The organism is Hymenobacter latericoloratus (genome assembly GCF_014199535.1).
In the GTDB taxonomy this organism is placed as follows: domain Bacteria; phylum Bacteroidota; class Bacteroidia; order Cytophagales; family Hymenobacteraceae; genus Hymenobacter; species Hymenobacter latericoloratus.
Map to the genome: position 1 here is coordinate 37,320 of NZ_JACHNV010000008.1, position 13,981 is coordinate 51,300.

General features: G+C 61.9%; 10 protein-coding genes. 6 read left to right on the top strand and 4 right to left on the bottom strand.

Annotated features, from left to right (window positions below):
• The first annotated feature begins 76 nt into the window (after window positions 1–76).
• A complete protein-coding gene (locus GGU46_RS18895; RefSeq protein ID WP_183405125.1) occupies window positions 77–4,999 on the top strand; it encodes a DUF3320 domain-containing protein in 4,923 nt (1,640 codons plus the stop codon).
• A 68-nt stretch (window positions 5,000–5,067) separates the two neighbouring features.
• Window positions 5,068–5,652 (top strand): transposase, encoded by a 585-nt coding sequence (locus tag GGU46_RS18900; protein WP_183405126.1) that lies wholly within the window; start codon window positions 5,068–5,070, stop codon window positions 5,650–5,652.
• 130 nt (window positions 5,653–5,782) lie between these two features.
• On the opposite strand, the gene GGU46_RS18905 is transcribed toward GGU46_RS18900, so the two are convergent.
• Entirely contained in the window at window positions 5,783–6,742 is a 960-nt protein-coding gene (locus tag GGU46_RS18905; protein ID WP_183405127.1) for a DMT family transporter, read from the bottom strand.
• Window positions 6,743–6,911: 169 nt separating this feature from the next.
• Window positions 6,912–7,901, bottom strand: coding sequence for a tRNA dihydrouridine synthase DusB (dusB, locus tag GGU46_RS18910; RefSeq protein WP_183405128.1), 990 nt, complete (start codon window positions 7,899–7,901; stop codon window positions 6,912–6,914).
• 159 nt (window positions 7,902–8,060) lie between these two features.
• On the opposite strand from dusB, the gene GGU46_RS18915 reads away from it, so the two are divergent.
• The 4 genes from GGU46_RS18915 (at window position 8,061) to GGU46_RS18930 (ending at window position 12,646) form a co-directional block, all read left to right on the top strand.
• On the top strand, window positions 8,061–9,089 hold the full coding sequence (locus GGU46_RS18915) for a CPBP family intramembrane glutamic endopeptidase (protein WP_183405129.1): 1,029 nt from the start codon (window positions 8,061–8,063) through the stop codon (window positions 9,087–9,089).
• A 66-nt stretch (window positions 9,090–9,155) separates the two neighbouring features.
• Window positions 9,156–10,082: a phosphatidate cytidylyltransferase gene (locus GGU46_RS18920; RefSeq protein WP_183405130.1), complete on the top strand. Its 927-nt coding sequence runs from the start codon at window positions 9,156–9,158 to the stop codon at window positions 10,080–10,082.
• Window positions 10,083–10,429: 347 nt separating this feature from the next.
• A complete protein-coding gene (locus GGU46_RS18925) occupies window positions 10,430–11,719 on the top strand; it encodes a Glu/Leu/Phe/Val family dehydrogenase (RefSeq protein WP_183405131.1) in 1,290 nt (429 codons plus the stop codon).
• Between the two features lie 246 nt (window positions 11,720–11,965).
• The gene (locus GGU46_RS18930; RefSeq protein ID WP_183405132.1) at window positions 11,966–12,646 is read left to right on the top strand and encodes a phosphatidylserine decarboxylase family protein; all 681 of its coding nucleotides are present in this window, start codon (window positions 11,966–11,968) and stop codon (window positions 12,644–12,646) included.
• A gap of 77 nt (window positions 12,647–12,723) precedes the next feature.
• On the opposite strand, the gene GGU46_RS18935 is transcribed toward GGU46_RS18930, so the two are convergent.
• Window positions 12,724–13,305, bottom strand: a complete 582-nt coding sequence (locus tag GGU46_RS18935) for a dihydrofolate reductase family protein (protein WP_183405133.1) — start codon at window positions 13,303–13,305, stop codon at window positions 12,724–12,726.
• 109 nt (window positions 13,306–13,414) lie between these two features.
• A complete protein-coding gene (locus GGU46_RS18940) occupies window positions 13,415–13,897 on the bottom strand; it encodes a GAF domain-containing protein (protein WP_183405134.1) in 483 nt (160 codons plus the stop codon).
• Window positions 13,898–13,981: the final 84 nt, after the last annotated feature.

Genomic DNA, 13,981 nt, shown 5'->3' on the forward strand with positions numbered 1-13,981 from the left:
AGGCCCTGATTGGTCGGCAAAGCTTACGGCTGTAACTTGAGTACCCGCTCGCTATACTTACTGCTCGGCAATCTTTATGCATTCAGATTCTCCGGTTTCTACTGGTACCGTACCGCAAACCATACCCACCCTCGCCGCCCGCCTCGAAGCTTCTCGTCAGGAGCTGCTGGACCTGGGCTTGCGCAATCCACTGCTCAACTTCCGTCTCTCTAAAGCTCAGGGCGTGGCCGTGGTGCAGGAAGAAGCTGCGGCGGTGTATGAGGTGTTGGTAAGCCAAGGCAAGACCATGTACTTCCAGGCGGCGGCGCCCGAGCCTCCCAAGCGGAAACCCGCAGCAACCATACCGGAGCCGCTGGCCTCCCTACCCCCCGCCGAGGCCGAAACCTTGTCGGAACCCCTGGTCTCCCTGCCCCCTCAGCCGGAGCAAACCCTAGCGGAAGCGGCAACTGCCGAGGAGACGGCGCCGCAGCCGGAGCTGACCGCCGAGGAGCGGCAGGCCCTGCTCACGGACAACAAGCTGCAAACCGCCGAGCCGTTGGCGAAGCTGGAAAGTAGGCTGCTAAACACCTACTACACCGCCCGCACCAGCCTGGAAGAGCAGGGCGTGAACATTCTGTACCTGGCCCTGGGCATGCTGACCTGGTACGAAGCCGCCAGTAGCGAGGAGCCCCGCCACGCGCCCCTGGTGCTGGTGCCCGTGCTGCTGGAGCGCGGCACCGCCGCCGAGCGGTTCAAGCTGCGCTACACCGGGGCCGAGGTCGAAGCCAACTTGTCTTTGCAAGCCAAGCTGAAAGCCAGTTTTGGGCTAAGCTTGCCGGAATGGGACGAAGAAGCCGGGGTGGCCGCCTACCTCTCGGCCGTGGCCGAAGCCGTGCGCGGGCTGCCGCGCTGGCAGGTAGAAGACAACCGGATTGCTCTGGGCTTTTTCTCGTTCGGAAAATTCTTGCTCTACCGCGACCTGGACCCCGCGACCTGGCCTAGCGGTGCTACCCTCCTCGACCACCCCGCCCTCCAAGCCCTGCTGGGCGCCGATACCGGTTTCCAAGACGCGCCGCCCACGGTGAGCGACACCGCCTTTCTCGATACCGAAAGCACCGCCCACGAGCTGCACCAGGTCCTCGATGCCGACTCCTCCCAGCTGCTGGCGTTGCTGGCGGTGCAGGAAGGTCGTAACCTGGTGGTGCAGGGCCCGCCCGGCACCGGCAAGTCGCAGACCATTGCCAACCTGCTGGCCGAGGCCATTGGGGCCGGGAAAAAGGTGCTGTTCGTGGCGGAGAAGATGGCGGCCCTGGAAGTAGTAAAGCGCCGCCTTGATGTGCTGGGCCTGGGCGCGGCCTGCCTGGAGCTGCACAGCCACAAGGCCAACAAAAAAGCCCTCCACGACGAGCTGAAAGCCACCCTCAGCCTGGGCCGCCCCGCCGCCGTGGCCGATGTGGAGGACCAGATGGCCCAGCTGCCGCGCTACCGCCAGGCCCTCAACGACTACGCCCTGGCCGTGAACGAGCCCATCGGCCGCAGCCGCCGCACTGCCCAGCAGGTAGCCGGCGAGCTGCTGCGTCTGGCCGAAGAGCGGGGCGCCACCGAGCTGCCGCGCATTGCCTTTACCACCCTGGCCACCTGGACCGATGCCGACGCCGCCCACGCTGAGGCCCTGGCTACCCGTCTGCAGGCCACTTTACAAAAGATAGGAGCACCCAAAGACCTGCTGTTCTGGGGCAGTGAGCTGACGGTGTTGCTGCCCGCCGATCAATCGAGGCTAACAGCTCTGCTGACTGAGGCGCAGGTTGCCGTGGCAGGCTTGCAGGAAGCGGGTAGAGTTCTAGGCCAGTTGCTAGGCTTGCCCGTGCCCACGGAGCGCACGGCCGCCGAGCAGCTTCTGCCTGCCGCCCGCCACGCCCAGCTGGCACCACCGCTGCTTGGAGCCGCCGTAGCCGACGCAGCCTGGCACCAGCAGGCGGGCCGCATCCAGGAAATCCTGAAGGCCGGCCTGGCCTACACCACCCTGCGCCAGCAGCACGAGGATACCCTGCTCCCCGAGGCCTGGGAGCAGCAGCTGCTCACGGAGCGAGCAACCCTGCTCTCCGCCGGCGACAAATGGTGGAACTTCCTCAACGGCGACTACCGCCGGGCCCGCAAGCGTCTGCAGAGCCTCTGGCGCGGCCCGTTGCCCAAAGAATCCGCCGGGCTGATTGCCGTAATAGATGCCATTCACGAAGCCGCCCGCCACGCCAAAACCATAGCCGAAAGCAATAGCCTGGGCCAGCAGCTGTTTGGAACTAGCTGGCAGGCCGAGCGCTCCGACTGGCCCAGGCTGCTGAAAATTCAGGACTACCTCACCCTGACCCACCAGCGGATTACACGCGGAGAGTTGCCGGCCGCTCTGCTGGCCTACTTGGCCCATGCAGCTAATCCGCAAAATAACCACTCATCAGGCTCCCCCTCTCCCTTTTCGGAGAGGGGGCCAGGGGGTGAGGCGCAACGCTTGCCGGATTTAACCGCGAACCTGGAAACTGCCCTGGTCCAGCACCGCGCCGCCGTGCAAGCCGTAGCCGATGCCCTGCAGCTCAACGAAGCGCGCCGCTTCGGGCCGGCCGGGCGGCTGCAGTTTCAGCCCTTCGATGTGCAACAAGGCACCTTGGCCGTCTGGGCTGCTGACCTGCCGGCCCTGCGCCTGGCCACGGAATGGAACAACGTAGCCGCCACTGCCCAACAGGAACAGCTGCCCGAGCTGCTGCTCCTGGCCGAAAGCTGGCCCCACGCCGCGCGCCTGCTGGCGGCAGCCGTGCGCCAAACCTGGCTGGAGTTTTTGCAGCGCCAGGCCTATGAGCAGCACCCGGCCCTGCGGCAGTTCGAGCGGGCCAGCCACGAGGAAATAGCCGCCCGCTTCCGGCAGGCCGACCAGGACTCGCTTTACCACAACCGCATTCGGGCCCTGCGCCAGCACCACGAGGGGTTGCCGCACCCGCAGGCCGGCGGGCAGATGCTGCTCTTGCGCAATGAATTCGCCAAAAAGACCCGCCACCTTCCCCTGCGCAAGCTCATGCAGCAGGCCGGGCGGGCGGTGCAGGCCATCAAGCCCGTGTTTATGATGTCGCCGCTGTCGGTGGCCAGCTACCTGCCGCCGGGCGCCGTGGAGTTTGATCTGGTAGTGTTCGATGAGGCCTCGCAGGTGAAGCCCGTGGACGCGCTGGGCGCCATTGCGCGGGGTAGGCAGCTGGTGGTAGTCGGCGACTCCAAGCAGCTGCCGCCGACCTCCTTCTTCGATTCCCTGACTGGTAGCAGCGAAGAAGCCGATGAGGAAAACGTAACGGCCGATATCCAAAGCATTCTGGAGCTGTGCAAGGCCCGCCAGATGCCCGAGCGGATGCTGCGCTGGCACTACCGCAGCCTACACCAGTCGCTGATTGCGGCGTCTAACCACCTGTTTTATGAGGACAAGCTGGTCATCTTCCCCAGTCCCGGCGGCAAAGGACAGCTGGGGCTGGTGTACCATCATCTGCCCGCAACGCACTACGAGCGAGGCACTACCCGCACCAACCCCCTGGAAGCCCAGGCCGTGGCCGAAGCCGTGCTGCGCCACGCCCGCACCACGCCGCGCCTCACGCTGGGGGTAGTGGCCTTCAGCACGGCCCAGCGCCAGGCCATTCAGGATGCGCTGGAGAAGCTGCGCCGCCAACACCCCGAAACCGAGACGTTCTTCAACCGTCACCCCCACGAGCCCTTCTTCATCAAGAACCTCGAAAACGTGCAGGGCGATGAGCGCGACGTTATTCTAATCAGTGTGGGCTACGGCCGCACCAAGGACGGCTACCTGACCATGAGCTTCGGCCCCCTGAACGGCGAGGGCGGGGAGCGGCGTTTGAATGTGCTTATCACCCGGGCTAAGCAGCGCTGCGAGGTGTTCACCAACCTTACCGCCGACGATCTGGACCTCAGCCGTACTCGCGCTAAGGGGGTAGCGGCGCTCAAAACTTTCCTGAACTTCGCCCAGCACGGCCGCCTGAATCAGAACGAGGAAACGGGCCGCGACATGGATTCGCCGTTTGAGGAGGCCGTGTACCGCGCCCTCACGGCCCGCGGCTACCAGGTGCGCCCGCAAATCGGGAGCCAGGGCTTTTACATTGATCTGGCGGTAGTGGACCCCGATCAGCCCGGTCGCTACGTGCTGGGCATTGAGTGCGACGGGGCCATGTACCACTCGGCCCGCTCGGCCCGCGACCGGGACCGGCTGCGCCAGCAGGTGCTGGAAGCCGTGGGGTGGCGCCTGCACCGCATCTGGAGCACCGACTGGTTCCGGGACCCCCAGCGCGAAACCGAGCGCGTGGTGCAGGCCATCGAGGAAGCCCGCCGCCTCATCACCCAAGATGACCCTGACGAGCCGGAAGAGCTCGAGGTAGCCTCGGAAACCACGGGTGTGGAGCGCGAAGAGTTATCGGTCACCGAGCAGGCTTTGGCCGAGCCCTACCAGGTAGCACAGCTGCCCGCCGCCGTAGGCCACCGCGAGCTGCACCAGCACAGCCTGGGCCAGTTGGCCAACTGGCTCACGCAGATCGTGCGCATCGAAAGCCCCATTCACCTCGACGAAGCCACGCGCCGCCTGGCCCAGGCCAGCGGAGCTACCCAGGTGGGTGCCCGCATGCGTAAAACCGGCCGCGACGCGGCGCTGCTGGCCGCCAATCTGCGCCACCTGCGCCAGCAGGGCGACTTTCTCTGGGACATCAGCATGCAGCAGCCGCCCCTCCGCGACCGAAGCCAACTGCCCGCCATTTCCCGCAAACTTTCCTTCGTGGCTCCCGAAGAGCTGGCCCGCGCCCTCCGCACCGTCATCGAGCAAAGCTTCGCCCTGCCCCGCGAAGCCGTGTTTCTGCCCACCGTGCGCCTGCTCGGCTTCAACCGCTTATCCGAGGAAATGCGCCAGCAGCTCGAACCCATTTTAGCCGGTTTGCTGGAAAGAGGAGAGGTAGCCGAAGTAAATGGCATCCTGCGCCCAGCAGTGTAGAAGTCGGAACAACTCAGCGCCCTCTGCGAAAACCTCTGCGCCTTCTGCGGGAACCCTCACCAGCACTTATGCTCCCACCCGGCGAAACCATTCTGCTCACCCTGCGCCTGGCCGGCTCCATCCCCGCGCAAGCCGGCCGGGAACTGCACACCCGCCGCGTAGCCGCCCAGCAAGCCGCCGATTCTCCGGAAACTCACCGCCGCGCCGAGAAGCAGTTTTTCGCCGGTTTCGATGCCCTGCTGGACGCCCGCACCGTGGGGCCTTCATACTTAGAGAAGGAAAAGCTGGCCGAAATGGTAGCTGGGGAGCTGCTGATGCTGGAGGAGCAGGGGCTACAAGTGCCCTGCTTCGTGGTGCTTCCCAACCATGTGCACGCCGTGCTGCACTTGCCGCCAGGCCAGGGCTTGTCCTTATATAAAGCAGTGGAACTGCTGCACCAACGCACCGCCACCCAGGCCCGGCGCCTGCTGCGCGGCCAGCTCCCTGCCGAAGCTGATTTTTGGCAGACTGGCTTTCACGAGTTGCCCGTGCTGGATGTTGAGGAACTAGCGCGCATCAAGTCCTACCTGCTAAGCCACCCGCCGCGCCTGCAGCTACCCGAGCGCTTCCACGACTGGCCGTATGTGTATTTGAGTAATGAGGTGATGAGGTAAATGGGAACAGGTAAACTGTGGTCTGACCCAATATCACAGGCTGCTCACGTAGGGTTGTGATTGAACTCAGCATGTCCCTTTGCTACCTGTCACTATTCACCCTCTACTTGTCACCTCATCATCCACCAACTCACTTCGCCCGGTGAATGATGGCTACGCTAACTAAGATGATGAGCATGCCCAGCAGGTGCCAGAGGTTGAACTGCTCCCCATCGAGCAGGCCCCAGCCCAGGGCCATAATGGGCACCAGATAGGTGTTGGAAGCCGCGAACAGCGCCGTGGAGCTTTGGATGAGCTTGTTGAACAAGACCATGGCGACGGCCGTGCTCATGGTAGCTAGCAACGCAATGTAGCCGAAGGCTTTCCAGGCGCCGGGTACGGTAGCCAGCTTGTGCAGAAACTCGGTGCCCAGCAGCAGGTAGGCCAAAGCCGGACCACCGATGAACAGCAGCAGCAACCCCGTCACGGCCAGGGACGGAATGCCGTGCAGGTGGTGCTTAATCACGTTCACGCTCACGCCGTAGCCCAGCGTCGCCAGCACGATGTAGAGGCCGTACCAGGCATTGCTTTCCCCCGAGGGGGTAGCATCGCCGCCGCTGCCGCCGAGCAGCATCAGCACCACGGTACCCACCAGGCCCAAGCCTATGCCCAGCACCCGCAGGCCCGTCAGCTTCTGCCCGAACAGGGCCGCGCCCACTACCAAAGTAAACACGGCCGTGAGGGCATTGAGCACGCCGGCCAGGCCCGAGGCCATGCGGGTTTCAGCGTAAGCGAAGAGGAAGGCCGGAATCAGGGTGCCGACTACCCCGCTCAACACCAGCCACTTGAACCGGCTGCGTTCTACCTTACCAACGTGCCGAAGCGCGAACGGCAAAAGCAGCACCGCCGCCACGCTCACCCGCGTAGCCCCCAGCTCCAGCGCCGAAAACACCACCAGGCCCTTCTTCATCAGGATAAAGGAGGTGCCCCAGATAGTAGCCAGCGTAACCAGCAGCACCCAGGCCGAGGCCGGCGTGCGGTGGGGTGGGGGTGAGGCCACCGGCGTTGTTTCGGGAGCAGAGGTAACGGCCGGAGCCGGGGCGGTGGACATGGAGGGAGAAAAGTGGCCAGTATAGAAGTAATAGTAAAAAGCCCGTCATGCCTGATCTGGCGTCCGCTTGCCGAAGCATCTCTACCGAGACTAATCAAAAGAGTTAGCAGTGAGGCAGAGATGCTTCGGCAAGCGGACGCCAGATCAGGCATGACGTTCTGGAGAATTTCTACCCCACCAGCACGGGCTCGGCGGCAATGATTTCGTCCATGATGGCGTGGATTTCCGCCGGGTCGTTGCTGTCCACGAGGCGGGTGCGCCACTGGCGGGCGCCTTCCAGGCCGCGGAAATACTGGGCGTAGTGGCGGCGCATCTCGAAAATGCCGGCCCGCGGGCCCTTCCACTCTAAGCTTTTCTCGAAGTGCATGCGGCAGGCCTGCACCCGCTCTTCCACGGTGGGCGGGGGTAGCAGCTGGCCGGTAGCAGCGTAGTGCTTCACTTCCCGAAAAATCCAGGGGTAGCCAATGGCGGCCCGGCCAATCATCACTCCGTCCACGCCGTAGCGGTTTTTGTACTCTACCGCCTTCTGGGGCGAGTCGATATCACCGTTGCCGAAGATGGGGATTTTGATGCGCGGATTGTTTTTGATGCGGCCAATCAGCTCCCAGTCGGCCTCACCCTTGTACATCTGCACGCGGGTGCGGCCGTGCACCGTGAGGGCCTCAATGCCGATATCCTGCAGACGCTCAGCTACGTCCTCTACGTTTTTGGTCGAGTCGTCCCAGCCCAGGCGGGTTTTTACCGTTACGGGCAGGTGAGTATTCTTCACCACGGCGGCCGTCATTTCCACCATTTTGGGAATGTCGCGGAGCAGGGCCGCGCCGGCGCCCCGGCAGGCCACCTGCTTCACGGGACAGCCGTAGTTGATGTCGATCAGGTCGGGGCCGGCTTCGGTGCTGATGCGGGCGCACTCGCCCATGGTCTCTACATCGGAGCCGAAGAGCTGAATCCCGATGGGCCGCTCGTAGTCGAACACGTCGAGCTTCTGGCGGCTTTTAGCGGCCGCCCGGATCAGGCCTTCCGAGGAAATAAACTCGGTGTACATCAAATCAGCCCCACCCTGCTTGCACACGGCCCGGAACGGCGGGTCCGACACGTCCTCCATGGGCGCGAGCAGCAAAGGGAAATCGGGCAGGGCAATGTTGCGGATGTGTACCACGGCAGTCTATTCTAGTATTTTGCGCAAATTTACGAACTGTATCAGGGACTTGGGGACTTCGGGCCTTGGTTGACGTTCAACAAATACAACATCTGTAATAGCGCTTCAGCCAAAATTCCCCGCTCCTGTAATTCCCAAGCCCCAAGACCCCAATCCAATATGAAAGGTTTCGTCTCCAGCCGGTTGCACCCCCTCGCCAACCTCGGCCTGCTCGTCGTCCTGCTGGTGGCCACCTTCAGCCTTTCCATGCTGCTCATTGCTATTGCCAGCAACCTGTTTTTTGGGGTTGGGCTCATGGAGCTAGGCAATGTAACCCAGCGGCCCGCCGACTACCCCAACGGGTGGGGCGTATCGATGCTGAGCCAGGGCCTGCTGCTGCTGGGCGCCTTCGGGGGCGCGGCGGTGGCCTTCATCGTGCTGACGGGCAACCGGATGCTCGACTATGTGGCGCCCCGCCGGCCGGTTGCAGGGCAGTGGTTGCTACTGGCTGCTGGCCTCATTGTGCTGAGCCTGCCGGTGATGTCGGCCCTGATTGCCTGGAACGCTAGCTGGGATTTGCCGGAGTGGATGCTGTTGAAAGAGGAGCAGGCTAAAAACACGCTGAAAGTCCTGACCAACTTTTCCTCGCCTCTGCGCCTGGTTATTGGGCTGCTGGTGATGGCCGTGGTGCCGGCCGTCAGCGAGGAGCTGTTTTTCCGGGGCGTGCTGCAGCGCAACCTGGTGCAGTGGGCCGGGCGGCACGCCGGCATCTGGCTGGCGGCGGCCGTGTTCAGTGCCGCGCACTTTCAGTTTCAGGGCTTTGTGCCGCGCTTTGTGCTGGGCCTGGTACTGGGCTACCTCTATGAGTGGAGCGGCAACATTCTGGTGCCTATGGCAGCGCATTTCGCCCAGAACGCCTTTCAGCTGGGCCTGCTTTACAATGCCCAGCACCAGTGGACAGCTTCTGACTTCGATCCGGACTCCACCGAGAGTCTGCCTTGGTACCTGGTAATGGCCTCGCTGGTCATTTGCACCGCTATTCTCTGGCTGCTTTACCGTCAGATGCAGCAACCTGGCCGCCATGAGTTACCCACGAAGCTGCGAACCTTGGGTGGCGCCGGCGTGGCCGTGCGCGCCCCCGGGCCCGACGTGCCAGCCGCCGCCCGCACCCTCAGCCACGACGGTGTGGATACTACGCGCGCCGAGTAAAACCCCAGGCGCTGGCTCCTGCCTGAACATGTTACTCCCAATTTCGCTCCCCTAAATTTCCCACCGGTGTCTGTTTCTCCCGCCCCTACCTCCCCTGCCACTACTGAGCCTCCGGCCGGCAAGCAGCCCATGTCGAACCTGTCCCAGCGGATACTGTTTGGGGCTATTGGAGCTGTGCTCTTGTTGGGCAGCGTGCGGTACAGCGCCTGGACGTTCGCGCTGTTCTTCGGGGTAGTCCAGATGCGCATGCTCTGGGAGTTCTACCGCATGATGCGAGAGGTAGGCTACAAGCCGGCCGCGTTGTTGGGGGGGGGGATTAGTGTTTTGCTGTTTGCGGGGAGCTTCTTTATCAGCTACGTACACGATGTCAAGCCTATTGTAACCGAGGCCTATGCTCGCCCCGCTGGTTATGTATTGCTAGGCATTATTCTCCTACTGCCTGTAATCCTCATTCTTCGTGAAATGGCGGCGTGGCCGCGGGAAAACCAGCAGTTTTCTCCCTTCTCTAACGTAGGCGTGGCGTTGTTGGGGCTACTGTATGTGAGCTTGCCGATGAGCTTGCTGAATGTGCTAGCCTTCACGCCGCAGGGCTATGACTACCGCCGCATATTTGCTTTACTACTGCTGGTGTGGTCCTCGGATATCGGGGCCTACGCGGCGGGCAAAACCTTTGGCCGGCACAAGCTGGCGCCTAAAATCTCGCCCGGCAAAACCTGGGAGGGCGCCATCGGGGGCTTCCTGCTGACTTTGGGCATGGGTTGGGCCCTGGGCTATTTGCTGCCCGAGCTTTCCCTGACCTATCGCCTGGTGGTGGCGGGCGTAGTAGCCGTATTCGGCCCCCTCGGCGACCTGGCTGAATCCATGCTCAAGCGCAGCGTTGATGTCAAGGACTCAGGGCGCATTATGCCCGGCCATGGTGGCCTGCTCGACCGGTTCGATGCCTTTCTGTTTATTCTGCCGGTGCTGGCTTTGCTGCAGCTTCTGCTGGGGTAGGCACACCACCACTGCTGGCAGCTTGCGCGTAAGCTTCATTCAAAAAACAAGAGCCAGGTAGCCTTTTTGCGGGTTATCTGGCTTTTTGTCAATAAGAAAAAAGAGCGGCTGTTCTGGTAAAACTCACAGCCATTCAGGCCAGATGCTGTAAACCTTGCGGCTGGTAGCCCGCCCTTATTGAGAAGATAACGACCGGGTAAGCACTACCCATATTGCACCCCAAGCGGCCTTCCCCGCGTATGGCATAAACCTACTACCTTTGACCACCCAATTTTTTGTGCGCGGCTGCAGCTCCCACCGCTTTAGTCGCCAAGTATTTATTCCACCCACCCCAACCCCAACCCCGTATGGCTGCCACCACGGTGTACAAAGAGCCGGCACCCCGCGTTGATGCCGAAAATCCCCTGGAATCCATGATGTCGCGTTTCAACGTGGCCACGGAAATCCTCGGGCTTGATGACGAAACCTACAACGTTCTGAAAGCGCCCGACAAGCAGGTTATCGTGCACATCCCCGTGACGATGGACAACGGTAAGGTGCGCGTGTTTGAGGGCTACCGGGTTGTGCACAACACCATTCTGGGTCCCTCCAAGGGCGGCATCCGCTACGATAAGAATGTGCACCTGGACGAGGTGAAGGCCCTGGCCGCCTGGATGACCTGGAAGTGCGCCGTAGTTGACATTCCGTACGGCGGCGCCAAGGGCGGCATCATCTGCGACCCGACTACCATGAGCGCCGGCGAAATTGAGCGCCTCACCCGGGGCTACACGCTGGCCATGAAGGACGTATTCGGCCCTGACCGCGACATTCCGGCCCCCGACATGGGCACCGGCCCCCGCGAAATGGCTTGGCTCATGGACGAGTTCAGCAAGACGGTGGGCGCTACCTCGCCGGCCGTAGTAACGGGCAAGCCCCTGGTAATGGGTGGCTCGCTGGGCCGCACCGAGGCTACTGGCCGCGGCGTAATGGTATCGGCGCTGGCCGCCATGAAAAAACTGGGTATGGACCCCGCCCAGACGTCGGCCGTAGTGCAAGGGTTTGGCAACGTGGGCTCCTGGGCCGCCAAACTGCTCTGCGAGAAGGGTGTGAAAATCAAAGGCGTTTCCGACGTAAGCGGTGCGTACTGGAACGAAGCCGGCATTAACATCGACGAAGCCGTAGCCTACAAGAATGCCCATAAAGGCCGCCTGGATGGCTACACCGGCGCTACCCTGATGGAAAATGCCGACGACCTGCTGCTGGCCGACGTGGACCTGCTGGTGCCCGCCGCCGTGGAAGACGTCATCACGGAGCACAACGCCCACGCCATCAAGGCTAAGCTGATTGTGGAAGGCGCCAACGGCCCCACGTCGGCTTCCGCCGACCCCATCATCAACGAGAAGGGGATTATGGTGGTGCCGGATATTCTGGCCAACTCCGGCGGGGTTACGGTATCGTACTTCGAGTGGGTACAGAACCGTCAGGGCTTCAAATGGAGCGAAGACATGGTAACCGAGCGCGCCGACCGCATCATGACCGAGGCGTTCGAGAAGGTGTACGCTACCTCCCAGAAGTATAACATCCCGATGCGTATTGCCGCCTACGTGGTGGCCATCGACAAAGTAGCCCAGACCTATAAGTTCCGCGGTGGCTTCTAGGAAAGCAGAGTCCCTGTGTAAAAAATAGTGCGCAAGGCGCTAATCCAACAGTTGGTGCCCTTCGTATTCGGGTGATATGCCCGGCCCTACTATATTTGTTCGCAGATAGCCCGAGCCAGTGGTTCGGGCTATCTTTGTGTAGTTTGGGTGGCAACGGTTTTCGCGCCGGAGTTGTTAGGCCCGTAGTTATTTTGGAAAAGCGTCTGAATCAGCACCTAACGCCGAATCAGCGCAAATCAGCGATTCATGAAGATCCACAAAGAAGGACGACGTATTCTGTTCTTTACCCTGCTGGCCCTGCTGGCCGTGAACCTGCTGCTGTTTCGCTACAATGCCGAAAACGACGGATTCAACAAAGTTTTCGCCGGTGTTTCGGTGCTCGTATTCCTGACGCTGCTGCAGTTTTTTCGCAGCCCCGCCCGGCGCCTGTTCACTCACGAAGACTTGGTAATTGCCCCGGCCGATGGCAAAGTGGTGGTGATTGAGAACGTGCACGAGCCCGAGTACTTTGATGATGAGCGCAAGCAGATCAGCATCTTCATGTCGCCGATTAACGTGCACATCACCCGCAACCCCATTTCGGGCATCGTGCGCTACTTTAAGTACCACCCCGGCAACTATCTGGTGGCCTGGCACCCTAAAAGCAGCACCAAAAACGAGCGTACCACGGTAGTGGTGGAGTCAGAAGCCGGTCCGTTTGTACTATTCCGCCAGATTGCAGGCGCCATGGCTCGTCGCATTGTGTGGTACGTAAATGAGGGCGATGAAGTAAGCCAGGGCGAGGAGTTCGGCTTTATCAAGTTCGGCTCCCGCGTGGATATTTTCGTGCCCCTGGATACGGAAGTGAAAGTGCAGATTGGCGAGAAGGTAAAAGGCGGCCAGACCGTTATTGCCCAGCTCAAAACCAATGCCCCATCCATCTTCTAGAGCCGCTGATTAAAGTAAAAAGCCGGCGTCCTGCTAGTGTAGCGGGGCGCCGGCTTTTTCTTGAGAACGAGTTTTTCCTACCCCGCTACGGAAGCCGAAGGGAGGGCACCGGCAGCCTGCGGGGCAGTAGCCGCGGCAGAAAGTTGGTAGTGTAGCAGCGTAGTGCCATCGGGCCAGGTTTGGGTTTTTTGCAGAGCCAGGGGGCGGGGGCGGGGTTGCTCCCGCCACAGCGGAATGCCGGAACCCAGCAACTGCGGCACAATAAACAGCATCAGCTCATCAATCAGGCCGGCGGCCAGCAGTGGCGCAGCTAGCGTACTGCCCCCAATCAGCCAGATGGTGTCACCGGCCTCGCGCTTTAGCTGCGCCACAAACCGGACCGGGTCCTCGGTGATGAAGTGCACGGAGGGATGGGCCGGCCCGGTGGGTGGGCGGTGCGTGAACACGTAGTTGGTGAGGGTAGGGTAGGGCCACTCGCCAAACGTGAGCACCTGCTCGTAGGTGGCACGGCCGAGCAGGGTAGCGTCGGCCGTAGCCAAGAAGTTGGCGTAGCCGTAATCTTCGCCCGGGGGCGGGGTCGGCAGCCATTCGACGGAGCCGTCGGGCGAGGCGATATAGCCATCGAGGCTCGTAGCAATGTATAAAACTACTTTACGCATGGGTGGGGGTGGAGTGGGTTCGGGTTGTGCGAAGTAAGTTAAGGGCTCAGGACTTCTGATGCACCACACGCCAACACTTTATGCCCGGCTTCCTACCCCGGTCCCGCTGCTAAAACCACCCGGCTACCAGCGGCATCAACTGCTCCAGGGCCTGCTGGTCGTCGTGGTCGAAGTCGTTGAGCTGGTCGCTGTCCACGTCCAGCACGGCCACTACTTGCCCGTCTTTGAGCACCGGCACCACTATTTCCGACTTGGAGTCGGAGCTGCAGGCAATGTGGCCGGGAAACTGCTCCACGTCGGGCACCAGCACCGTAGCGGCCTGCTCCCAGCTGGTGCCGCACACGCCCTTGCCGCGCCGGATGCGGGTGCAGGCAATCGGCCCCTGGAACGGGCCCAGCACCAGCTCGTCGTCTTTCACCAGGTAGAAGCCCACCCAGAAAAAGCCAAACGCCTGCCGCAGGGCGGCCACCGTATTGGAGAGGTTGGCTATCAGATCCGGCTCGCCGGAGGTCAGGGCCTCAATCTGGGGTAGGAGCTGGCGGTATTGCTCGGCTTTGGTAAGGGTAGTATCGAGGTGAAGTTCTTCGGCCATGTGGAAGTGAGAGGGGTGATGAGGTGAAAAGTGAATGGTACTGGGTAACAGGTGAAAAGTGAAAGGGATGGGGGATGTGGGCAG